The organism is Brevundimonas sp. AVps7 (assembly GCF_058681545.1).
Genome location: NZ_CM178742.1, coordinates 2,625,770 through 2,648,970, shown reverse-complemented (window position 1 = coordinate 2,648,970; position 23,201 = coordinate 2,625,770). Strand labels below are relative to the sequence as shown.

The 23,201-nt window shown below is 68.5% G+C and carries 19 protein-coding genes and 1 riboswitch; of the genes, 15 read left to right on the top strand and 4 right to left on the bottom strand.

Annotation, left to right across the window (positions count from 1 at the left end):
• Positions 1-90 precede the first annotated feature (90 nt).
• The 6 genes from ACW17Y_RS13165 to ACW17Y_RS13140 all read left to right on the top strand — a co-directional run bounded on the left by ACW17Y_RS13165 (position 91) and on the right by ACW17Y_RS13140 (position 7,447).
• On the top strand, positions 91-1,497 hold the full coding sequence (locus tag ACW17Y_RS13165) for a circularly permuted type 2 ATP-grasp protein (RefSeq protein ID WP_492036133.1): 1,407 nt from the start codon (positions 91-93) through the stop codon (positions 1,495-1,497).
• Positions 1,497-2,435, top strand: coding sequence for an alpha-E domain-containing protein (locus ACW17Y_RS13160; protein WP_492036132.1), 939 nt, complete (start codon positions 1,497-1,499; stop codon positions 2,433-2,435). Before ACW17Y_RS13165 ends, ACW17Y_RS13160 begins: the two co-directional genes overlap by 1 nt.
• Positions 2,435-3,277 carry a transglutaminase family protein gene (locus ACW17Y_RS13155; RefSeq protein WP_492036131.1) on the top strand — a complete coding sequence of 281 codons (843 nt, stop codon included), beginning with the start codon at positions 2,435-2,437 and terminating at the stop codon, positions 3,275-3,277. Before ACW17Y_RS13160 ends, ACW17Y_RS13155 begins: the two co-directional genes overlap by 1 nt.
• Before the next feature lie 88 nt (positions 3,278-3,365).
• Complete coding sequence (locus ACW17Y_RS13150; RefSeq protein ID WP_492036130.1) at positions 3,366-4,142, top strand: proteasome-type protease; 777 nt, start codon at positions 3,366-3,368, stop codon at positions 4,140-4,142.
• 358 nt (positions 4,143-4,500) lie between these two features.
• The gene (locus ACW17Y_RS13145) at positions 4,501-6,741 is read left to right on the top strand and encodes a TonB-dependent receptor (protein WP_492038302.1); all 2,241 of its coding nucleotides are present in this window, start codon (positions 4,501-4,503) and stop codon (positions 6,739-6,741) included.
• A 25-nt stretch (positions 6,742-6,766) separates the two neighbouring features.
• Positions 6,767-7,447: a Fe2+-dependent dioxygenase gene (locus ACW17Y_RS13140; RefSeq protein ID WP_492036129.1), complete on the top strand. Its 681-nt coding sequence runs from the start codon at positions 6,767-6,769 to the stop codon at positions 7,445-7,447.
• Positions 7,448-7,602: 155 nt separating this feature from the next.
• Here the strand turns inward: ACW17Y_RS13140 and ACW17Y_RS13135 are convergent, their stop codons facing one another.
• On the bottom strand, positions 7,603-9,624 hold the full coding sequence (locus ACW17Y_RS13135; protein ID WP_492036128.1) for a TonB-dependent receptor: 2,022 nt from the start codon (positions 9,622-9,624) through the stop codon (positions 7,603-7,605).
• Positions 9,625-9,696: 72 nt separating this feature from the next.
• Entirely contained in the window at positions 9,697-11,100 is a 1,404-nt protein-coding gene (locus ACW17Y_RS13130) for a UDP-N-acetylmuramate--L-alanine ligase (protein WP_492036127.1), read from the bottom strand.
• A 43-nt stretch (positions 11,101-11,143) separates the two neighbouring features.
• On the opposite strand from ACW17Y_RS13130, the gene ACW17Y_RS13125 reads away from it, so the two are divergent.
• From ACW17Y_RS13125 to ACW17Y_RS13100, 6 genes are all read left to right on the top strand, one after another.
• On the top strand, positions 11,144-11,965 hold the full coding sequence (locus ACW17Y_RS13125) for an LD-carboxypeptidase (protein WP_492036126.1): 822 nt from the start codon (positions 11,144-11,146) through the stop codon (positions 11,963-11,965).
• A 67-nt stretch (positions 11,966-12,032) separates the two neighbouring features.
• Positions 12,033-12,971: an alpha/beta fold hydrolase gene (locus ACW17Y_RS13120; protein ID WP_492036125.1), complete on the top strand. Its 939-nt coding sequence runs from the start codon at positions 12,033-12,035 to the stop codon at positions 12,969-12,971.
• Complete coding sequence (locus ACW17Y_RS13115; RefSeq protein ID WP_492036124.1) at positions 12,968-15,556, top strand: hypothetical protein; 2,589 nt, start codon at positions 12,968-12,970, stop codon at positions 15,554-15,556. The genes ACW17Y_RS13120 and ACW17Y_RS13115 overlap by 4 nt, the downstream gene beginning before the upstream one ends.
• A complete protein-coding gene (locus ACW17Y_RS13110) occupies positions 15,553-16,539 on the top strand; it encodes a protein-L-isoaspartate O-methyltransferase family protein (protein WP_492036123.1) in 987 nt (328 codons plus the stop codon). The genes ACW17Y_RS13115 and ACW17Y_RS13110 overlap by 4 nt, the downstream gene beginning before the upstream one ends.
• A 65-nt stretch (positions 16,540-16,604) precedes the next feature.
• A complete protein-coding gene (locus ACW17Y_RS13105; RefSeq protein WP_492036122.1) occupies positions 16,605-16,823 on the top strand; it encodes a DUF5961 family protein in 219 nt (72 codons plus the stop codon).
• A 215-nt stretch (positions 16,824-17,038) separates the two neighbouring features.
• Positions 17,039-17,341 carry a hypothetical protein gene (locus ACW17Y_RS13100; RefSeq protein ID WP_492036121.1) on the top strand — a complete coding sequence of 101 codons (303 nt, stop codon included), beginning with the start codon at positions 17,039-17,041 and terminating at the stop codon, positions 17,339-17,341.
• 260 nt (positions 17,342-17,601) lie between these two features.
• Here the strand turns inward: ACW17Y_RS13100 and metB are convergent, their stop codons facing one another.
• Both metB and metX read right to left on the bottom strand, forming a co-directional pair.
• Positions 17,602-18,786, bottom strand: coding sequence for a cystathionine gamma-synthase (metB, locus tag ACW17Y_RS13095; protein WP_492036120.1), 1,185 nt, complete (start codon positions 18,784-18,786; stop codon positions 17,602-17,604).
• A complete protein-coding gene (gene metX, locus ACW17Y_RS13090) occupies positions 18,783-19,829 on the bottom strand; it encodes a homoserine O-succinyltransferase MetX (RefSeq protein WP_492036119.1) in 1,047 nt (348 codons plus the stop codon). The genes metB and metX overlap by 4 nt, the downstream gene beginning before the upstream one ends.
• A 78-nt stretch (positions 19,830-19,907) precedes the next feature.
• A riboswitch (SAM riboswitch) is annotated at positions 19,908-20,025 on the bottom strand.
• A gap of 190 nt (positions 20,026-20,215) precedes the next feature.
• Between metX and ACW17Y_RS13085 the strand changes: the two genes are divergently transcribed.
• The 3 genes from ACW17Y_RS13085 to thrB all read left to right on the top strand — a co-directional run bounded on the left by ACW17Y_RS13085 (position 20,216) and on the right by thrB (position 23,138).
• Positions 20,216-20,350, top strand: coding sequence for a hypothetical protein (locus tag ACW17Y_RS13085; RefSeq protein WP_492036118.1), 135 nt, complete (start codon positions 20,216-20,218; stop codon positions 20,348-20,350).
• Positions 20,351-20,456: 106 nt separating this feature from the next.
• Positions 20,457-22,196 carry an amino acid kinase family protein gene (locus ACW17Y_RS13080; protein WP_492036117.1) on the top strand — a complete coding sequence of 580 codons (1,740 nt, stop codon included), beginning with the start codon at positions 20,457-20,459 and terminating at the stop codon, positions 22,194-22,196.
• A gap of 3 nt (positions 22,197-22,199) precedes the next feature.
• On the top strand, positions 22,200-23,138 hold the full coding sequence (gene thrB, locus ACW17Y_RS13075) for a homoserine kinase (protein ID WP_492036116.1): 939 nt from the start codon (positions 22,200-22,202) through the stop codon (positions 23,136-23,138).
• Positions 23,139-23,201 lie beyond the last annotated feature (63 nt).

The window sequence follows — 23,201 nt, the reverse complement described above, 5'->3', positions numbered from 1 at the left end:
AAAACTGTTGCGCATCGGTTGTCGCCCGGTCCACGCTGCCCATTCATCAAAGTGGCCACAAGCGCGGGAGCGACCGTCACGTTCGACGAAATGTCAGGCCACGCCGGATCGAAAGAGGTCCGAAAGAGCTACCGGACGCTCGCCCGGTGGCTCGAAACCGCGCCGGCCGACCTGCTCCAGGCCCGGTCGCGTCAGGCGGAACTGTTCTTCCGCCGCATGGGCGTGACCTTCGCCGTCTACGGCGATGTCGAATCCAACGAGCGCCTGATCCCCTTCGACGTGGTGCCCCGCATCATCGGCAAGACCGAATGGGATGAGCTGGAAAAGGGGTTGAAGCAGCGTGTCAGCGCGATCAACGCCTTCCTCAAGGACATCTACGGCCCGCAGGAGTGCATCAAGGCCGGCATCGTCCCGGCCGAGCTGATCTTCACCAACCCCCACTACCGGCCCGAGATGCAGGGCCGCCGTCCTCCCGGCGACATCTGGACCCACATCTGCGGCGTCGATCTGGTCCGCACGGGTGAGGACGGGTTTGTGGTGCTGGAGGACAACTGCCGCACCCCCTCGGGCGTCTCCTACATGCTGGAGAACCGCGAGATGATGATGCGGCTCTTCCCCGACCTGTTCGCCGAACACCGCATCCGCCCGGTCGAGACCTATACCGACATGCTGCTGGCCTCGCTGCGGGCCAGCGCGCCCGAGCACGCCGGCGCCGATCCGAACATCGTCGTCCTGACGCCCGGCCCGTTCAACTCGGCCTACTACGAGCACAGCTTCCTGGCCGACAAGCTGGGGGTCGAGCTGGTCGAGGGCGGGGACCTGTTCGTCAACGACGACATCGTCTTCATGCGCACGACCGAGGGGCCCAAGCGTGTGGACGTCATCTATCGTCGCGTCGACGACGACTGGATTGACCCGCTGACCTTCCGCCCGGACTCGACCGTCGGCGTTCCTGGCCTGATGGCGGCCTACACCGCCGGCAACGTCACCCTGTCGAACGCGGTCGGAACCGGCGTCGCCGACGACAAGGCCGTCTACACCTACATGCCTGAGATCATCAGGTTCTTCTCAGGCGGGGATGCGATTCTCGGCAACGTCCCGACCTGGCGCTGCCGCGAACCGGATGCACTGAAAGAGGTGCTCCACAAACTCCCCGAGCTGGTCGTCAAGGAGGTCGGAGGTTCCGGCGGCTACGGCATGCTGGTCGGCCCGGCCTCGACCAAGGCCGAGATCGAGGCCTTCCGGAAGAAGCTGATCGCCGACCCCGACGACTTCATCGCCCAGCCGACCCTTGCCCTGTCGACCGCGCCGACGCTGGACAGTTCGGGCGCCCTGTCGCCGCGCCACGTCGACCTGCGCCCCTTCGTCCTGTCGAGCCCCGCCGGCATCCGCGTCGCACCGGGCGGCCTGACGCGGGTGGCGTTGAAACAGGGCTCGCTGGTCGTAAACTCCAGCCAGGGCGGCGGAACCAAGGATACCTGGGTGTTGGACGACTGATGCTGAGCCGCACCGCAGAGAGCCTGTACTGGACCGGCCGCTATATGGAGCGCGCCGACTTCCTCGCGCGCATCCTCGAGGCGGCCGTGCGTCTGGCCGCCTTGCCGGCGCGCGACGGCGCCGCCGCCACCGCCTGGGCCAGCGCCATCGCCTCGGCCGGCGTATCCCGCCAGTTCGCCGCCAGCGCCCGCACGCCGTCGGAGAAGTCGGTCCGCGAATACCTGGCCTTCGCCCCCGACAATCCCTCCTCGATCCGCGCCTGCATCACGGCGGCCCGCACCAACGCCCGCTCGGTCCGCACCGCCCTGACCATCGAGCTCTGGGAAGCCATCAACGGCGCCTGGAACGGTCTCAACGAGTTCGGCGAACCGACCAAACGCGATGACTTCGTCCGCTTCCTCGAATGGGTGAAGAACGTCAGCCTGGCCGTCGAGGGCGCCTCGTCCCGGACCATGTTGCGGAATGATGCGTACTGGTTCCTGCGTCTCGGCATGGCGATCGAGCGGGCCGACAACACCGCCCGCCTGCTGGACGTCAAATACCACCTGCTGCTTCCGGCCGGAGAGCGGGTCGGCGGCCAGCTCGACTATTTCCAGTGGACCACCCTGCTGCGCGAAGTGTCCGCCCTGACCGCCTACCGCTGGGTCTATCGCGAGAGCGTCCGACCCTGGCTGGTCGCCGACCTGATGGTCCTGAACCGCCAGATGCCGCGTTCGCTGGCCAGCTGTCAGGGGATGATCGTCTCCTACCTCGACCGTCTGGCCACCGACTACGGCCGGCGCGGCCCGGCCCAGCGCATCGCCTCAGCCCGCCTGACCCGGTTCAACGAGACCAATATCGAAGAGATCTTCCAGTCCGGCCTGCACGAATACATCCTGGCCTTCCTCAGCGAGAACAACGCCCTGGCCGCCGCCATCCAAGACCAGTACCTCGTCTGATGCGTATCCGGATCGATCACGAAACCCGCTACGCCTATGACCGCGCCGCGCGGTTCATCGTCCAGGTCCTGCGCCTGACGCCGCGCTCGACCGAGGGCCAGCAGGTCCGGGACTGGCGTATTGAGACCGACGTCGACGCCCACCTGCGTCGCTCGGAGGACGCCTTCGGCAACATCGTCCACACCCTCTATACCGAGCGCCCGACCGAGAGCCTGATGGTCCGGGTGACCGGAGAGGTCGCCACGGTGGACACCGGCGGGGTCCTGCGCGGTTCGCCCGAGCGCCTTTCGCCCCTGGTCTTCCTGCGCGACACCCCTCTGACCCACGCCGACGAGGCTCTGCGCCAGCTCGCGGTCGAGGTGGGGGAGGGGGGCGATACGCTCGCCCGCCTGCATCGGCTGATGGCCGCGATCCACGCGCAGGTCGCCTTCATGGTCGGCTCGACCACCGCCGACCACACGGCCGCCGACGCCTGGGCCCAGCGTCAGGGCGTCTGCCAGGACCACGCCCAGATCTTCATCTCGGCCGCCCGCCGCATGGGCATTCCGGCCCGCTACATCTCTGGCCACCTGCACCGGTCCGACGGGATCGAGAACCAGGACGCCGCCCACGCCTGGGCCGAGGCCTGGGTCGAGGATCTGGGCTGGGTCGGCTTCGACGCCGCCAACGGCATCAGTCCGACGGAACACTATGTCCGCGTCGCGTCCGGCCTCGACGCCCTGGGCGCCTCGCCCATTCGCGGCACCAGCTACGGCGGCGGCCGCGAGACCATGACGGTCGCCCTGCGTGTGCGTCAGATGCAACAGACCCAGCAGCAACAGCAGTCGCAGGGCTGGTCATGAACGCTGTTAACCTCGTCTTGATTCCCGAATCTGTTAACGTGACTGTTCCAGTCGGATGGAGGCCCTCGCTAGGGGCCGGTCTTTCTCTATGACTTACTGCGTCGGCATGATGGTGGATGAGGGTCTGGCGATGATCGCCGACACCCGCACGAACGCCGGTGTGGACAACATCTCCTCCTACAAGAAGCTGCACGTCACCGAGATCACCGGCGACCGCGTCATCTCCATCGCCACCGCCGGTAACCTGTCGGTCACCCAGACGGCCCTCGCCATGCTGGCAGAGGGCGTGCGCATGCCCGGCCACGACGTGCCGGAAACGCTCGAGACCTGCCCGACCCTGTTCCGTGCGGCCCAGCTGGTCGGCTATTGCCTCAACCAGGTGCGTCAGGATCTGCAGCCGACCGTCGAGGCGGACGCGCTCAAGATCACCGCCTCCATGCTGCTGGGCGGACAGGTCCGGGGCGGCAAGATGGGTCTCTACCTGATCTACGCCCAGGGCAATTTCATCGAGTGCGGGACCGACACCCCCTACCTCCAGATCGGCGAGCTCAAATACGGCAAGCCCATCCTGGACCGCGCCCTGCGTCCCGACACGCCGATGTCCGAGGCAGTCAAGCTGGGGCTGATCAGCTTCGATTCGACCATCCGCTCGAACATCGCCGTCGGTCCGCCGTTCGACATGATCGTCATCCCGCGCGACGCCCTGCACGGCGACCAGCGCCGCATCGAAGCCGACGACCCCTATTTCAAGGACCTCGGCCGTCGCTGGTCCGAAGCCCTGGCCCAGGCGCATCGGGCCATGCCGGATCCGCCGTGGTTGGAACCGGCGCCGGCGGCTCGTCCGAGCATCTCGGTGGTCGGATAGGGCTCGGCCCTCTCCCCCTGCGGGAGAGGGAGCTCGCCCACCGGCGGCGCAGCCGTCGTTCCGGCGCGATCGGGTGAGAGGTCGCACCGGCCGTGCCCTTGAGCCCCGCCTGCCCTCCAACCGCCGGTACGACCCCTCATCCGTCAGCCTTCCGCCGCCATCTTCACCCGCAAGGGGGGAAGGACGCCGCAGGCCGCTGTTCTGCGAATGAAAATGCGACCAATTCGCAAATTGGCTTGCTCGCCCCGGCCAAGCTGCTATTGCGACCGCATCGCAGTTTCAACACCGGATCGCCGCATTGTCTCTCCCCAACGCCAACGCTCTCCGCGCCCTTCTCGGCGCCTCGACCGCCGCCGGAATGCTGTGCGCCGCGCCCGCCTTCGCCGCCGAACCCGAGGTCATAGTCACCGCTGATCCGGCGACCGATGCGCAGCAGGCCCAGGCCACGTCCACCCTGGAGACCGTCGATGTCGAGGGCCGTCGCGTGCGCCGCGAGCCGGCGTCGCCCCGGTTCACCGCCGACGTCATCGACACGCCCCGCGCCGTCACCGTGATCCCGCAGCGGATCATCGAGCAGACCGGCGCCACCTCGCTGCAGGACCTGCTGCGCACCTCGCCCGGCATCACCTTCGGCGCGGGCGAGGGCGGCCAGCCCCTGGCCGACCGTCCTTTCATCCGCGGTCAGTCGTCGGGCAACAACATTTTCCTGGACGGAATTCGCGACACCGGCGGCCAGCAGCGCGAGGTCTTCGCCCTGGAGCAGGTCGAGGTCATCAAGGGGCCGGACTCGGTCTATTCGGGCCGCGGCTCGGGCGGCGGATCGATCAACCTGTCGAGCAAGCAGCCGCGCCTCGAACGCTTCACCACCGTCTCGCTGGGCGGGGGCACGGACTCCTATGCGCGCGCCGCCGTCGACTGGAACGCGCCGCTGGGAGAGACTTCGGCCCTGCGCATCAACCTGATGGGCGCCCAGGCTGACGTCGCCGGCCGCGACGCCGTCGACTACGACAAATGGGGCGTGCTGGTCTCGGCCGGCATCGGTCTGGGCACGGACACCAGCCTGACGGCCAGCTACTATCATGTGACGTCCAACCAGATGCCCGACTACGGCATCCCGCTCTTCACCAAGATCGGCATTCGCACGACCGACAGCGGCATCCTCGATGTCCCCTACGACAGCTTCTACGGCCTGACCGCGCGCGACTACCTGGTCAGCGAACAGGACGCCGTCACTCTGGACTTCCGCAAGCAGCTTTCGGACTCGATCACCATTCGCAACGTCACCCGCTATTCCGAGAGCCTGAGCGACTATGTCGTCACCAATCCGGGCGACGGCGGCAACATCACCAACAACGGCGTCGCCCTGATCAACGGCGTCTACTGGATGAAGCGGGGCACCAAGTCGCGCTGGAACCCGACCCGGACCCTGTCGAACGTCACCGACATCTTCGGCACGGTCTCCTCGGGCGGCCTGGCCCACTCCTATGACGTCGGCCTCGAGCTGACGCGCGAGCGCAACAACAATGCGTCGTACACCGTCACCACGCTGTCGGGCTCGGCCTGCCCCGCGCCCCTGACCGGTTTCGACTGCACTCAACTGTACAACCCGAACCCGTCCGATCCCTGGACCGGCACGATCGTCAAGGGTGCGGTCTCGAGCAACCTGACCGAAACGACCGGCCTGTACGCCTTCGATTCGATCTCGATCGGCGAGCAGTGGATCCTGAATCTGGGCGTGCGCTACGACGACTACAGCGTCGAGAATCCGCTGGCGACCGGCACGACGCCGCGTCAGGCCAGCTGGGACTTCTTCAACTACCAGGCCGGCGTGACCTGGAAGCCCACGCGCAACACCAGCGTCTACGCCTCTTACGCCACCTCCTCGACGCCGCCGACCATCTCGAGCGGCGACCAGAACGCGGCCCCGGCGAACGGCGCAGGCAACCTCGCGACCCGGGTGCTCGATCCCGAGGAAACCACCAGCTTCGAGCTTGGAGCAAAGGCCAGCCTGTTCCGCCAGCAGCTGCAGCTGAGCGCGACGCTGTTTCGCCTCGAACGCACGAACGCCGCCATCCTGGTCGGGCCCGGGCCGGCCGACTTCGCCCAGGCCGGCGAGATCGAGGTTCAGGGAGTCGAACTGGGCGTCTCCGGCAACATCACACCGAAGTGGCAGGTGTTCGGCGGCTACACCTTCATGGACTCCGAACTGGTTCGCGGCGCGGTGACCATCGTCAACGGCGTGGTGGTGCCCAACCCGCTCTTGGGTCTGGAGCTGGCCAACACGCCGAAGCACAGCGCCAGCCTGTTCTCGACCTACAACATCACCGACCGTTTCTCGGCCGGCGGCGGGGTCTATTATGTGTCGGACAGCAACGGCGGCAACCAGGGCGGCGCGGGCGGCGGCGCCAACCGCATCTACGCCCCGGCCTATACCCGCGTGGATCTGTTCGCGTCCTGGGACATGAACGATCGCGCCAGCCTGCAACTGAACGTTCAGAACGCAGGCGATGAAACGTATATCCTGCGCACCAACGGCGTTCACCACGCCGACCCCGCGCCGGGTCGTTCGGCTACGCTCGCGCTGAACCTGCGCTTCTAGAGACTCGCTGGAGAGGAGTTCGTCCTTGCTGCTGCACATCCCCGACATCTTCAGCAAGGACGAGGTCTCCCGCCTCCGCGCCATCCTCGACGCCGGTCCCTGGACCGACGGCAACGTCACCTCGGGCCACCAGTCGGCTCGCGCCAAGAACAACGCCCAGCTGCCCGAGGACTCGCCCGCCGCCCGCGAGGTCGGCGCCCTGATTGAACAGGCGTTGGCCGCCAATCCGATGTTCGTCTCGGCGGCTCTTCCGCACACGGTCTTTCCGCCCCTGTTCAACCGCTACGAGGGCGGCCAGGCGTTCGCCGCCCACGTCGACAACGCCATCCGCGTGCATCCCTCCGGCCTGCGCATCCGCTCTGACCTGTCGGCGACCCTCTTCCTGTCGGAGCCCTCGGACTACGACGGGGGCGAACTGACCATCGAGACCGCCTATGGGCCCCAGACAGTGAAACTGCCCGCCGGCGACATGGTCCTCTATCCGTCGCGCAGCCTGCACCGTGTGACCCCGGTCACCCGGGGCGCCCGGGTCTCAAGCTTCTTCTGGATCCAGTCCCTGATCGCCGACGATCACGACCGCGAGACCCTGTTCCAGCTCGACATCGCCACCCAGCGCGTCGCCGTCGACAAGGGGCCTTCAGACCGGGCCGTCCTCGAACTGACCGGCGTCTATCACAACCTGCTGCGCCGCTGGTCCGAGGTCTGACGTCCTCAAAATTCCCCGTGCACCCCGGCGAAGGCCGGGGTCCAGATGGAAAATTCAGTCGGACGACTTGAGGCGCGGTGCGCCATCCGCCCCACCTCGTCCGTGATCTGGACCCCGGCCTTCGCCGGGGTGCACGGATGAAGTGAACGGGCAAATCACCAGCTCAGCGACAGCCCGGCCCGCACAGTCCTCGGCGGCCCAAATCCCGCCACCCCGTCGCCGGTCTCCGAGACCTCGACATCGGCGTCGAGCAGGTTGTCAGTGGCGACATAAGCGATAACGCCGGTTCGGACCTCGAACTCGGCCCGCGCATCCAGTGTCGTCGCCGCGCCCAGCACCCGGGTGTTCAGATCGTCCTCGAACCGCGCACTCTCATGGCGAACCCGCGCGACCAGCGTCAGTCGATCCACGACGCGCCAGTCCGCCCCCACCGAGGCGCTCCATTCCGGCGCCTGGGCCGGTCGCAGTCCCGTCAGTTGGGCCGCCGAGGTCCCGCCATCGACCTCCGCATTCGTCCAAGATAGGGCGCCGTCGAACGACAGCCGCTCGCCGATCCGATGCCTCGCGGTCAGCTCGACGCCCACCGCCTCGATCGTCCCCGCGTTCTGGCGCTGGCGCAGAACCCCGCCCGCCGGCACGAAGCCCGCCCTCGGGAAGGTCCCCGGTCCGACGCCGATGGTGACGTTGACGATGGCGTCGTCGATGCGGTTCCAGAAGACCGTTCCGCCTACGGATGTTGCGTCGGTTTCCCAGTTCAACCCCGCCTCGACGCCCTGCAACTCCTCGGGGACCAGGGCCGCATTCGCCTCGGTCAGATCGTTGCCGACCCGGAACGGTCGGTGCAGTTCGTTCAGCGTCGCCGGCCGGAACCCGGAATAGGCCGCCGCCCGCGCCGCCAGGCCGCCGCCGAGCTCGCGTCTCGCTGCCAGCCGCGCTGAGACGACCTCGCCCGACCGCTCCGGATCGCTCTCGTTCAGAGCCGGCAGGCCCGTCGCGAGGTCGCGCTCGATCCGCCGCCCGTCCGCATTCTGCCAGCCGTCGAGCCGCAAGCCCCCCGCGACCAGCCACGGCCCGGCCGTCCACGACGCCTCGCCGTAAGCGCCGATCACAGACGTCTCGCCGCCTGCGACACGATCCCGCGTGAAGGCTTCGGCCATGTAGCGGAACAGCTCCTGCGTCTCGCCCTCGTTGAAACGGGCGTCCGCGCCCAGCTCCCACTCGAGCAACCCGCCGACCACATCGACCGCAACGCGCCGCAACGCGAGATTGGCGCCCCAGCCCTCGGCCGGAGTCGCGAACTGATTGTTGGCCGGCGTGGTCGATCCACGACCCGCCGCCACCGCAACCGAGGTATTTGAGAAGTCGCTCTCGCGCCGCCACACCTGCGCCCGCCAGCCCATCCGCCCGGCCGAGGGCGTGCGCGACACGGTCGCCGCATAGCTCTGGCCCGTCGCCGACGACCGCGCCCCCGCCAGCCCGGACCCGCGATCCTCCTCATAGGCCGAGGCCCGCAACGACAGGGCCGTCATATCGCTCAGCGCCACGTCCGCCCGCATCGACCCGCTCAGCGTCGCCAGATCCAGCGGCGCATCGGCCGCGCCCGCCGCCGGTCCGCGCACGGGCAAATAGCCGTCGCTCACCTCCCGCTGCACCGCTCCGGTCAGGGCGAAGCGGCCGGCGCTCAGGGTCGTCGCGGCGGCCAGTCTCTGGCCGCCATATTCGCCGCCCGACACATCCAGAGCCCCGCCATCGCCGTCCCGTTCACGCAGCTGGATCACGCCCGTCAGCGCGCCCGCGCCGTATGGCCCGGCCCCGGCGCCGCGAATGATATCCAGCCCCGACAGGCTCTCCGGGGCCGCCTGCGACCACAGCACCCAGCCCCCGAACGGGTCGTTCAGCGGCACGCCGTCCAAAGTCACCAGCGTCCGCCCCGCGCCCGACGGCGCGATGGCCCGCAGAGAAATCCCCTGGGTCGTCGGATTGGCCGCCAGGCTTGAGGTGCGCCGGAACAGGCTCACCGCCGGCACGGTCTGCAAGGCCTCGTCCAGCCGCGTCGCCCGACCCAGCACTCGCTCGTCCAGCCGGATCACGGAAAAGGCGGCGTCCCCGGCGGCCGGCGGCAGGCGAGCTGCGGTGACGACGATGTCAGAAAGGTCGGCGGGGGCGTCCTGGAACATGCCCGATCGAATACTCCGCAACCGCTACGGTTGCTTGCTCAAAGCGAACTTTCCCTCGCCTGCGCTTTCAGGTCACAGGCGGCCCAGCAGCTCCGCCGCAAAGGTCGACAGCGTGTCGTCCCGCGCGCCCATGACGATGATCCGGTCGCCCGGCTTCGCCAGTTCCACGATCCGGTCGCCGCAGGCCGCACGGTCGTGCAGGGCCTCGGCGTTCCGGCCCTCGGCGCGCACGCCCGCGGCGATGTCTTCCGACCCCACGCTGCGATCCGTGGTGCCGCCGTAGTAGACGGGCTCGGGCATCAGCAGCAGGTCGTCGGGCTTCAGCAGTCCGGAGAAGGTCTCGATGAACTCCCGTTTCATCAGCTTCAGCGGCCCGAACCCGTGCGGCTGGAACAGGATCAGCAGCCGCCCGTCGAAGGCGTGCAGCGTCTTCACTGTCGCGGCGATCTTGTCCGGGTTGTGAGCGAAGTCGTCCAGTACAGTGATCCCGTTCGCGACGCCCACCACCTCCATCCGCCTCTTGATTCCGGCGAAGGTCTCCAGCGACTTCACCGCCTCCGCCAGCGGCACGGCCAGCGCCCGCACGGCCCCGAGCGCCGCCAGCGCATTGGCCACATTGTGTGCGCCCGGCACGTTCAGGGTCGCCGCGATCCGCACGCCGCTGGAGCGCTCCGTCAGGTCGAAGGTCATGCCGGCCGGCAGGGGCTTCAGATCGTGCGCCGCATAGTCCGCCGCCTCGTTCCCGAGCGCGAACGTCAGGACCGCCTCCGCCCGGCCGTCGTCGACCATGGTCTGCGCGAGGGCCGCCGTCTCGATGTTGTCGAGGTTCAGCACTGCGGTCCGCGCGCGGCCGGTGAAGCCGCCGAACAGGTCGCGCAACTCCTCCATCGACTTGTGATCGAGCGAGATGTTCGACACCACCGCCACCGTCGGATCGTAGCGGGCGATGGAGCCGTCGCTCTCGTCCACCTCGGCCACGAACAGGTCGGCCCCGCCGACAAGGGCGCTGGCGAACGGATGGTCGGCGTCGGCGAAGTTCCGCATCACCGCCCCGTTCATCACGGTCGGCGCCTTGCCCGCCTCACTCAAAATCCAGGCGATCATGCCGGTGATCGTCGACTTGCCGCTGGTCCCGGCCACGCCCACCGAGGTCGGCGCCGCATTGAAGATCTGGCTCAGCAGCTCGGGCCGGGTGACGATCTCCGCGCCCACGCGCCTCGCCGCCCCGATGTCCGGCACCGTGTCCTCGACCGCTCCGGTGGCGACCACCGTCTGTCCGCTGCGCACGCCCGATCCGTCCTGCGGATGCAGCACCACGCCATGCGCCCGCAGCCAGTCGAACTTCTCCGGCGTCCGGCCCTGATCCAGCGCCCGGTCCGAGCCCTCGATCGCCGCGCCGCGCGCCTGGACGATCATGGCCAGCGGGAGCATGCCCGACCCGCCGATGCCGCAGAAGAAATAGGATGGTTCGCTCATGGTCCGGTGACTAAAGAGGAGAAGCCGGGGAGGGAACACAAGAATGAAGATCGGGGTCGTCGCCGTCTCGTCCCGCTTCGCGAAGGAGCGCGGCGAAGCCATCCAGGCATGGTTCGACCTGCAGTTCCCGCTGGGCGAGGTCACCGTCGCCTTCCATCCCAACAGCTTCGACAAGTCCGGCCATTTCGCCGGCGACGACGCCGCCCGCGCCGACGCCTTCGTGGAGTTCGCCAACGACCCGCGACTGGATCACATCTGGTTCGCGCGCGGCGGCTATGGCTCATGCCGCATCGCAGAAGCGGTCATGCCGCGCCTGACCGATGTGGCGAAGGCCAAGCGCTACCTCGGCTATTCCGACGTCGGCTCGATGCTGGCCATCCTGTACAAGAACGGCTTCGACGTCGCCCACGGCCCGATGGCGTCCGACGGCGTTCGCAACGATGCGACCGGCTTCCGGTCCCTGAACTGGCTGCGCAAGGGCGAGACCGAGGGGCTCGAACCCTCGCTGCTGACCGACCCGCGCCCCGCCGTCGCCTTCAACCTGACCGTCCTCGACCAGCTGCTGGGCACGCCGCTGGAGCCCGACCTGACCGGCCATGTCCTGATGCTGGAGGACGTGTCCGAGGCCGCCTACCGGATCGACCGGATGATGTTCCACCTGACCAGCCAGCCCTCGATCCGTCGCGTCGCCGGCATCCGCGCAGGCCGGTTCACCGACGTCACCGTCAACGAGCCTGACTTCGGCCTGACCGGCGAACAGATCGTCCAGTTCTGGTGCGAGCGCTCGGGCATCCCCTACCTCGGCCCCGCCGACATCGCCCACGATCGTGAGAACAAGGTCGTGCCGTTCGGGCCACGCTCTTAACCCTATCGCTCCCGTCACCGGCGAACCCTGTCGACATCGAACGCGGGTGTGCGTCACATGCGCCGCGATGGGGCGTAACGGACTTCTGACCCTGCCGGCATGGACACGGGCGGCCATGGTCGGCGTGCTTGGCGGAGCCGTTCTCGCGAGTGCGACGGCCGTATCGGGGGGTACGGTCGAGGCGGCTGAGAGCCGCACCTTCATCACTTCCGACGGGGCCCGCCTTCACTATCTGGAGGCGGGTCCTTCGGAGGCCCGGACCGTGGTCTTCGTCCCCGGCTGGACCATGCCCGCGTGGATATTCCAGGGCCAGATCGATGCTCTTGACGACCGCTATCACGTCGTTGCGCTGGACCCGCGCGGCCAGGGCGAGAGCGAAGTGACCCGCTTCGGCTACACCCGGGAGCGACGTGGCCGCGACATCGGCGAACTGATAGCTCACATCGGCAACGGCAGTGTCGTTCTGGTCGGCTGGTCGCTGGGCGTGCTCGACAGTCTGGCCTGGATCGCCGACGCCGGAATCCATGCCCGGGTCGCGGGCCTCGTCCTGATCGACAATTCCATCGGCGAAGGACCGCCCCCCGCCGCTCCGGCCCAGCGCCGGTCCGCCGCCGCGCCGCCCGAGCCGACGCCGTCCGAACGTCGCGAACGCCGGGCCGCCTTCGTTGCCTCCATGTTCGCTCATGATCCGGGTGCGGACTATCGCGCCAGACTCACCGATCAGGCCCTGCGCATGTCGGTCGAAGACGAGCGTCGCCTGCTGGCCTACGACGCGCCCCGCGAATACTGGTCGGCGGCCGTGCATTCGATCGGAGTCCCGACCCTCTACGTGGTCCGCCCTCGCTGGCGCGAGCAGGGCCGCATCCTGATGCGCACCCACGAACGGGCCTCGATGGAGGTTTTTGAGGACGCCGGCCACGCCCTGTTCGTCGACGAGCCCGAGCGGTTCAACGCCCTGCTGATCGACTTCATCGAGCATCAGGTCGGGCCGAGGCCTATCGAATGACCGCCGCCCCCGATCTGACCGGCAAGACCCGCGCGGCCCTGATCCCGCTGTTCCTGATCGCCATGGGCGTGGTCGGGATCGAGAACGCCCTGACCCGCTATTTCGCCGTCGCGAAATGGTCGGAGTACGGCTACTGGATCATTTCCATCGTCATGGCCGGGTTCGCCCTGTCTGGCGTGGTCGTCGCCCTGTTCCGCGACAGCGTCGCCCGCCACGGCGTGATCCTCCGGACCGTCCTGCCTGCCGCCATGGTGATCGCCGCGGCGGTCGGCTACCAGCAGGTGACGGCCAACCCGTTCAATCCGCTACAGCTCCAGAACCCCACCACCTGGCCCGACCAGGTGGCCAACATCGGCCTCTACTACGCGGCACTCTTGCCGTTCTTCTTCCTTGCCGGCCTCTACATCAGCTTGGTCTTCGTTCTGAACCACCGGGAGATCGGCCGGGTCTACGGCTACGACCTGATCGGCGCAGGGCTCGGCGCGGCCCTCGCGCTCGGCCTGATGTTCGTCGTCCACCCCTTCCTGCTGGCCCCCGTCCTGTTGATCCCCTTGGCCCTGGCTCCCCTATTCCAGCCAGGCCGGTTCCGTGGGCTGGGCATCGGGCTGGCCGGGGCGGCGCTGATCGGGGGCGAGGCCATCCTCTTCCTGGGCGTGCCCCCCGCCTTCTCCGAGTTCAAGGCCATCTACGCCCCGTTGAATACGCCGGGCGCGGCCGCCGTGGCCGAGATCCGCCAGCCGCGCGGCCACTATCTGCTGCTCGAGAACTTCACCGAGCGGGTCGACGCCGACGTCTCCAACAACGCCGGCCTGATGGGGATCGCCGGTCCGCCCTCGACCTATGGCCTGTATCGTGACGGCAACCGCATCGCCTCCCTGCCCAAGGCCGGCCCGCTCGACGCCGCCTATGCGCCCAGCGCCCTCAGCGCCGCCCCCTATGCCCTGCGCCCGTCTCCGACCGTCCTGCTCGTCGGCCTGTCCGGCGGCTACCGCGTCGCCGAGGCCCTGACGCTGGGCGCCGCCCGCGTCGACGGCGTCGAGGGCGAGCCCGTCCTGCGCCACGCCCTCGCCGCCGGTCTCGGTCCGTCCCCGGCGCTGGCCTCGGACGCCCGGGTCACCCTGCTGGACGGAGGCCCCATCGCTGCCGCCTGGCGCGCCGGTCCGGACGCCTACGACATCATCGACCTCTCCGCCGACTTCGTGGACGCTGCCCCGGCCAATGTCACCGGCGTCACCGGGGAGGCGCTGGCCGCCTATCTCGCCGCGCTGAAGCCGGGCGGGGCGGTGTCGATCTCCGTCTCCATCCGCGATTTCCCGGTCTATGCTCTGAGGGTCCTGTCGACCGCCCGAGCGGCCCTCCTCGCCAAGGGCATCACCGACCCGTCAGCCCACGTCCTGATCTACCGTTCCGCCTGGAACGCCCGCATCCTGATCAGCCCGACCGCCTGGTCCTCCGCCGATGTCGCCGTGCTCCAGGCCTGGTGCGCCGAACGGTCGTTCGACGTCTCGTGGCGTCCCGGCATGGATGTCGTGGCGGCGCGCGCGACCCTGTTCAACGACCTGCCCAGCGTCTCGTTCGACACCGGCCAGATGACTTCGAACGGCCCCGACGACGCCATCGCCAACGAGGTCGCCGCCGTCCTCGCCGGCCAACCCTCGCCATCGTCGAACGCTTTCCACGTCCGCCCCGCGACGCTGGATCGCCCCGCCTTCTATTCCTCCCTGCGCCTCGAACGCCTCGACACATTGATCAAGCGGCTCGAGGTCCTGCCCCAGGCCGAGATTGGCGCCCTGGTGAACATCGCCGTCCTGGGTCAGGCCATCCTCATCGCCCTTCTGGTGCTGGCCGCCCCCGCCCTGTTCCGCCGTCGTGCGGGCGGGGTGAAGGAGAAGTCTAAACTCTGGCCCGCCCTCTATTTCCCGGCGCTGGGCCTCGGCTTCCTGCTGGTCGAGATCTTCCTGATCGACAAGGCGGCCTTCTATCTGAACGACTATTCGTCCGCCTTCGCCCTGGTCCTGACGGCCATGCTGATCTTCTCGGGCCTCGGCAGTATGATCGCGGGACACTGCGCGCGCCTGCCCAAGGTCGCCTCCCTGATCGGCCTGATCGCGGTCCTCGGCTGGATCGGCGCCATGCTGGTCGGCGCCGAGGACTTCATGATGCGCACCCTCGACCAATCCTGGGCGATCAAGGCCGGCCTCGTCGTCCTCGCCGCCGCGCCCGTGTCGCTGGCGCTCGGCCTGCCGTTCCCGCTCGGCCTGATCCGGGTCGGCGACGGCCGGGCGCTTCCGTGGGCCTGGGGGCTGAACGGCGCCTTCTCCGTCGTCGCCACGCCGCTCGCGAATCTGATGAGCCGCGATGTCGGCTTCTCGTCCCTGCTGATCGTTGCGGCCGGCCTCTACGCGCTCGCCTTCCTCGTCCTGCCGGTCGGCGCGGCTGTCCGAAAGACCGTCCCGGTGTTCGAGCCCGCCGTGCCGATCGATCCTTTCGCCGACCTGCCCACGCCCGAACCCGCCCGCCTTGACCCCTTCCCGGACCAGACTGGCCCCGGCCAGTCCGTCCAGAGCCAGACGAGCCCTGCATGACCGTGAATCGCCGCACCCTGTTGACCGCGGCCGGCGCCGCATCCCTGACCGGCCTCGCCGCCTGCGACGAGAACACGATGAAGACCGTCCAGGCCCGCCTCAATCCGACGCAAGCCGCCGGAGGGGCAGTGGCCCCCGCACCGGCCGCTCCCACGCAGGCCGCCGCTGGCGAAGCCTCGGCCGTTTCGCCGACCGTCCGTATGCCGACGGAACCCTGGACCTACGCTCGTTTCAACGCCGCCATGTCCGCGTCCGGCCGCCCGCACGCCATCACCGAGGCCCAGTTCGCCGAGATCCAGGCCCGCAAGCCCGCCGCCATCGAACGCATCAGGACCTATCTCGACGGCCGCTTCGGCGCCCACGACCCGAACGTGATCCAGGCCTTCGAAAGCCTGCCGCGCGAGTATTTCCACTACGCCTACGCCTCGGACGCCTCGACCGCGTATCAGGCCTGGGAGGCCAACCCGAAGCCCTGGGCTATCGGCCATGGCTCTGTGCTCTCCGACTATCTGGGTCAGGCCTATATGACCCAGCTGGCGGCGCCCAAGCCGACTGACGTGACGCTGGAAATCGGCACCGGATCGGGCTTCCAGTCGTCGCTTCTCAGCCGCGTCGTCCGCGACAGCTACACCATCGAGATCATCCAGCCGATCGGCGAGGCGGTCGGCAAGATCTGGGCCCCGCTCGGCTACGACAACGTCCATGGCAAGGTCGGCGACGGCTATTTCGGCTGGCCTGAGGTGACCGAGGGTTTCGACACCATCATGCTGACCTGCGTCGCCCAGTACGCTCCGCCCGAGCTGTTCCGCCAGCTCAAGCCCGGCGGCAAGCTGATCATCCCGATCGGCCAGCCCTTCCGGCGTGGTCAGGTCCTCTACGTTTACACCAAGGACGCTGACGGCCGGGTCCGCAGCCGCCGCGACGTCGGGGTCTTCTTCATTCCCATGACCGGCGCGATGCAGAACCGTCCACAGCCCGCGTAACGGCGGTTGAATCCATTTCGCGGGTCAGGCGTTCAGCGTTCGGACACCAACGCCAGGAGCGCGAAATGCCCCAAGCCGCCCGTTACGTCGCCCACACCGATACCGGTCATTGCCACATCCTCGAAGCCCGCAGTTTCGAGGATGCGGCGCTTCATTTCGCCGAGGCACATGCGCCCTGGGCCGAGGACGACGAACTTCGCGTCATGGTCCAGTCCGAGGACGGCGGCCCGGAGCACTGCTTCGTCGTCCACCTCCACGCCGAGGCGGTGGAGGCCTGCGCTTAAGCCTCGCAAGCGTTTCGGTTCGGGCCTAAGGCATCGGGGTCAACCGGATAACGCCCATGCCCTCCCCCCGTCCCGTCGCCTGGCCCATGCTGGCGCGTCAGATTCACACGGTTCTCGGCATGGTCATCGCGCCCTCGATCCTGATGTTCGCGGTGACCGGAGGGCTGTAGATCTTCCGCCTCCAGGAGAGCCAGCCCGGCTATACGCCCGCGCCGGTGATCGAGAAGCTGGGCCGGGTTCACAAGGATCAGGTCTTCGCCATGCGCGCGCCCCGGGCGCCCCGGCCCGAGCCGGCGCGCCCGGCTGGCCCCGCCGCGCCTGAGGAGGCCGGGACGCCCGCGACGCCGCTTTCGAAGAGCCTGCTCCAGTGGTTCTTCGTCCTGGTCTCGGTCGGCCTCTTCCTGTCGACCCTGCTGGGCGTCTGGATGGGTGTGACGATGGGGCGGCTGAAGATCGTCGCGCGCTGGGCGCTGCTCGCCGGAACGGTCATCCCGGTCGCGATCCTGCTTCTGCCCTAGAGTCCGCACGACCCGGGAGGCTGCCCCTCGGGTTCCGTCCCGGGAATCAGAGAAATAATTCCTGCAGCGGGCTTCTGCGGCTCCAGTTCGGACCCATGTCTCAGCCCGCTCTCTGAAACGGCGAGAGACGACCACCGACGGTGCAACAAGACACCAAGAAGACCGGAGAATTTTCTCTCTCTAGCACAGCAAGATAGCCTGCCTTCCTTTGAGGGCCCCACAGGAGTTGGACTCTCTGGACTCGGTTCTTTGGAGTCCAGTCAGGCCGCTTCCGCCCGCACCTCCGCCAGCGCATCCAGGGCCTGCACCAGATCCGCGATCAGGTCGTCCTCGTGCTCCAGGCCGACCGACAGCCGCAGCAATCCGTCGGTGATCCCGGCGACGACGCGGGCCTCCGGCGTCATGGCCGCGTGGGTCATGGTCGCCGGGTGGGCGACCAAGCTTTCGACCCCGCCCAGCGACTCGGCCAGGGTGAAGGTCTCCAGCGTCTCGACGAACTGACGCACAGCCTCGACCCCGCCGGCCAGTTCGAAGCTCAGCATGGCGCCCGGCCCCTGCTGCTGGCGCGCGGCCAGATCATGGTTCGGGTGCGACTTCAGCCCCGGATAGTGGACGGCCGACACCGCCGGGTGGGCCTCCAGCAGTTCGGCAACCTTCCCGGCCGTGGTCTGCTGCCGTTCGATCCGTGCAAAGAGCGTCCGCACCCCGCGCAGGGTCAGATAGGCGTCGAACGGCGAGCCGGTGACGCCCAGACAGTTGGCCCACCAGGCCAGCGCCGCATGATCCGACGGATCGGCCGCGATCACCGCTCCGCCGACCACGTCGGAATGGCCGTTGATGTATTTCGTCGTCGAGTGGACCACGATGTCCGCGCCCAGTTCGATCGGCCGCTGCAGGGCCGGCGACAGGAAGGTGTTGTCGGCCACCACCTTGGCCCCGACCCGGTGAGCGCGGGTGCAGATGTCGGCGATGTCCACGACCCGCAGCAGCGGGTTCGACGGCGTCTCGACCAGCACCAGTTTGGGGTTCAAGGCCAGGGCGGCGTCCAGCGCGACGGGGTCGCCTTGGTCGACCCAAAGCACCTCGAAATGCCCCTTCTTCGCCCGGGCGCACAGCAGGCGGTGGGTCCCGCCGTAACAGTCGTGGGGCGCGATCAGCAGGTCGCCGGGTTCCAGCAACGACAGCGGCAGGTCGACCGCCGCCATCCCGGTCGCTGTGACCACGCAGCCGGCGCCGCCTTCCAGCTCCGCCAGCGTCTCGGCCAGGACGTCGCGGGTGGGATTGCCCGAGCGCGAGTAGTCGTATTTCCGCTTCTGCTCGAAGCCCGCGAACGAAAAGTTCGAGGACAGATACAGCGGCGGCATGACCGATCCGTGGGCCGTGTCCGTATCGACGCCGGAGCGGGCACAGGTGGTGCGGACGTCGTGGGGACGCTTGCGGGTCATTGGTCGATCTCCTTGAGTGCGGAACGGAGGATGGCGGCGACCGCCTCGTCCTCCTTCAGAAAGGCGTCGTGGCCGTACAGGGACGGGGCCTCGACCAGCCGCCACAGGGTCGGCAGCCGGGCGGCCAGTTCACGAATGTCGTCGATCGGCACCAGCCGGTCGGAGGTGAAGCCGACCAGTGTCACCGGCGTCTTGATGGCCTCGGGCGTGACGCTGTGGCGGTCGATCGAGTCCGACAGCGACAGCCAGCGCGCGGGGGTCGTGTGGGTCCGGTAGGCCTTGCCCCGCGCCGTCAGATATTCGCAGACCGGATAGGCCTGGCCCGCCGAGGCGGGGGCCGTGGTCTCGAACCGATCGGAGAATTCCTCGGCCGTGCGATAGGTGGTCATGGCCAGTTCGCGGGCCAGGGCGACCCCGTCCTCGGGACGCCCGGCCGCGTCGGCCAGCTGAAGGATCCGGCGCTGGATGCCACGCCAGGCGGTCGCCTGCGGATGGGCGCGGTGGGCGGCCGAGACAACGATCAGCTGCTCGACCCGCTCGGGGAACAGCTCGCCAAAGGCCAGGGCGATCATCCCGCCGTAGGAGCAGCCGACGAAGGCCGAGACGACCGGATCGCCGATCTCGTCCAGGATCAGTCCCAGCAGCCGGGCCTGGTCGTGGGTGGTGATGGTGACCGGCTTCGAGCCCTCGGCGGCCTCCGGCGCATAGTCGAAGGCCAGGACCTGGAACCGGGAGAGGTCGATCGGACCGCGGATGGACACCGCGCCCGACCACCAGCCCAGGCCGTTGGTCTCGGTCCGGTGCACGAACCGACCAGCCGAGATGCCGCCGGCCACCACGACCAGTGGCGCGCCGGCCCGGCCGTGCAGCCGCCCGACGATCTTCCGCTGGCCCAGCCGCTCGCCGGACTGAAGCCGGAAATCGGTGGGGATATCGACGGCGATATCGACCGCGCCGCCGCCCTTGCGGGCGAGGATCGCAGCCGAACGCACAGTCGGGCGACAGACGGGGTCGGTGGAAAGGGTCTGGGTGTCGAAAGCCATGGCGTCGTCTGCATCGTCCCGCCCAGCAAGGCTCCGGATGCGATGACAGATCGTGGAGACGTCGCCTCGCCGACGCTCCACTCATCTCTCGCGGAACCACCGAAGTGGGTCCTCGCAGGAGTTGGCACCGTTCGGCTGGAAACCGATGGTTGCCCCGACGTCAAAGGGCCTATCCCTCGGTCGGTCTTGATGAGTGACTTTACGTTGCGGGTGCGAAGACCGCCGGTCAAGAGAAAAAATCTACCCCATTGCCCTCGCCTGGAGAGCGTGATGTGGCCAAAAGGTCTCGCAGGGCCCAAAGTGCGCAAAAAAGATGCACGAACCGGGTTGACGGCGGTCATTTGCGCCGACACCCTGAGATCAACGATTTTCTAGAGGTTCTGCCTGTGTCCCGTCTCGGCCGCATCGCCGTTTCGACCTCGACCGCCGCATTCGCGGGCCGGTCGATGACGCTCGCCACCCTCATTACGACCACCACCGGCATGACCACCACCGGCCCCTCGCGGGCGGGAACAGGTTAGCGCGGAGGTCGAAAGACACCCAGCCAACCCAGACCCGCCCGGCCCCGGCCAGGCGGGTTTTCTATTGCCCAAATCCCAACTCCCTATCTCCGAACGGACCTCCCCAATGCCCCACTCCAACGCCCGCCTCGCCGTCGTCGAGAAACCGGTCGCCGAAGCTTCGCCCGCCGCCGAAGTGGTGGTCCTGAAGTTCGGCTCCTCGATCCTTCAGGACCAGTCCTGCGCTCCCGCAGTCGCCTCGGAGGTCTACGGCCACGTCCGCGCAGGCCGGAAGGTCATCGCCGTTGTCTCGGCCCTCGGCGGCCACACCGACCGACTTCTGGCCGATGCCCGCGCGCTCGGTCTCGATCACGAGAACGACCTCCTCCCCGGCTATGTGGCGCTGGGCGAGGAGAAGGCGGCGGCGCTGGTGGCCATCGCCTGCGACCGGATCGGGCTCGATGCGGCGGCATTGTCAGTGCGCGAACTGGGCATCGTCGCCGAGGGGCCGTCGGAACACGCGCACCCGGTTTCACTGCGCAGCGATGCCCTGTGGAAGGCGCTGGCGGATCATCAGGTGGTTGTCGTTCCAGGCTTCGGCGCTGTCGGCCAGAACGGCAAGGTCGTGCTGCTCGGACGCGGTGGATCGGACCTGACGGCGGTCTTCCTCGCGGCCGAACTGGGTCTCAGCCGGGTGCGTCTGGTGAAGGACGTTGACGGCCTCTACGACCGCGATCCGGCCTCGGCCTCGGGCAAGCCGCTGCGCTATCGCCGGGCCAACTGGGACGACGCGCGTCGCCACGGCGGGGCCCTGGTCCAGCACGACGCGATCGATCTGGGCCAGCACCGCTCGGTGGAGATCGAAGTCGCCGCGCTCGGCAGGGCCGACTGCACGGTGGTTGGAGACCACTCGGCGCCTCCGGGACCGTCCGTGCCGGATGCGCCATTGAAGGTCGCGATCGCCGGCTGCGGCGTGGTCGGCGGCGGCCTGCTTGAGAGGCTGCAGAAGGACAGCCGGTTCGAGGTCGTCGGCGTGCTGGTGCGCGATCCCTCCAAGCCGCGCGATGTCGAGGCTCCGGCCGAACTGTTCACCGCCGACCGGGAAGCGTTGCTGGCGCTTCAGCCCGACATCCTGCTGGAAGCCCTGTCGGAGGGGGGAGCTGGCCACGACCTGATCCGCGCCGCTCTGGAACGGGGCATCGATGTCGCCAGCGCCAACAAGCAGGCGATCAGCCGCGACCCCGCTGGCCTCGCCGACGCCGCTCGTGCTCATGGATCGCAACTGGCCTATTCGGCGGCGGTCGGGGGCGGTGCGCCGATGATCGAGACCCTGCGCGCGGCCAAGGCGGCCGGGCCTGTGAAGGGGTTCGAGGCGGTGCTGAACGGCACGGTCAACTTCATGCTGACGCGTCTGCAGGCCGGGGCGGACTTTGCGGACGCCTTGGCCGACGCGAGGGTCGCGGGCTTCGCCGAGGAGGATCCGTCATCGGACCTCGAAGGCCGCGACTCGGCCGCCAAGGTCCGCCTGCTCGCCTTCGAGGCGTTCGGCCGCACGCCGGCCGAGGCCGACGTGCCCTGCGCCATCCTGTCGGAGGCGTTCAAGCCGGCCGGGCCGGTGCGCCAGATCGGAGCCTGTGTACGGGACGGCGACGGCCTGAAGGCGTCGGTTTCGCTTGACGTCGGCCTCGACGATCCGCTCTTCCAGAGCCTGGACGGGGAGCGCAATGCCTTGAAGGTCTACGGCGAGGATGGACGAGTCTGGTCTTGCAAGGGCCGCGGCGCGGGCCGTTGGCCGACGACCGAGAGCGTGCTGGCGGACCTCGCAGACATCGTTCGCGCGCGCCACGCGTCGCTGGGTCACCATTAGCCCTTGGCCGTCTTCACTCCGGTTTCTGACGAACAGGCGCGATTGTTCCTCGCGGGCTATCCGCTGGGCGCGTTCGCGTCCCTGCATCCCATCGCCGAGGGGGTGGAGAACACCAACTATCGGCTCGAGACCGAGGGCGGGCGGCATGTCCTTACCTTGTTCGAGGCCCGGACGGATGCGGCCTCGCTGCCGTTCTGTCTGGGGCTGACCGACCATCTTGCGGGCGGAGGCTTTCCGGCGCCGAGACCCGTTTCGAACAAGGACGGGGTCTGGGTCGGGAGGCTGAACGGCCGGCCGGCGGCTGTGATCGAATGGCTTCCCGGAGCGTGGCTGCGGGACCCGTCTTCGACCGAGGTCGAGGCGGCGGGCGGAATGCTGGCGCGACTGCATCTGGAGGCCAGGAGTTTCCCGGTGGAGCGGGCCAATCCGGTCGGGCCGGTCGTCTGGCGGGCGCTGGCGGACCGGTCGGCGACGGCGGCAAATGGTGAGGACCGGGACATCCTGGAGGGGGTTGAGGCGACGCTGGCGAGACTGGGCGATCCGTGGGCGGAGGATCTGCCGCGAGGACCGATCCACGCCGACTATTTCCCAGATAATATCCTGTTCGAGAACGGGCGGGTGTCGGGCGTCATCGACTTCTATTTCGGCTGTACGGACCTGCTGGCCTACGACCTCGCGATCGCCCTGAGCGCGTGGGGTTTCGACGGTTCGGGCGTCGTGATCCCCGGCGCGGTCGAAGCCTTCCGGCGCGGCTATGAGGCCGTGCGACCCCTGACCTCCGCCGAGGCCGCCGCCCTGCCGCGTCTCGGCGAAGCGGCCGCGATCCGTTTCACCCTGACCCGTCTGCACGACCGCATATTCCACGACCCGACCAAGTTGGTGACGCCCAAGGATCCCGGCGCCTTCTTCCGTCGCGCCGCCTGGTGGCGCGAGGCGGCCTGATCGTTTCGACACGTACCCGGCGTACAACACTTGGCGAATCCGCTTCGCCGACCGAACCAGAAT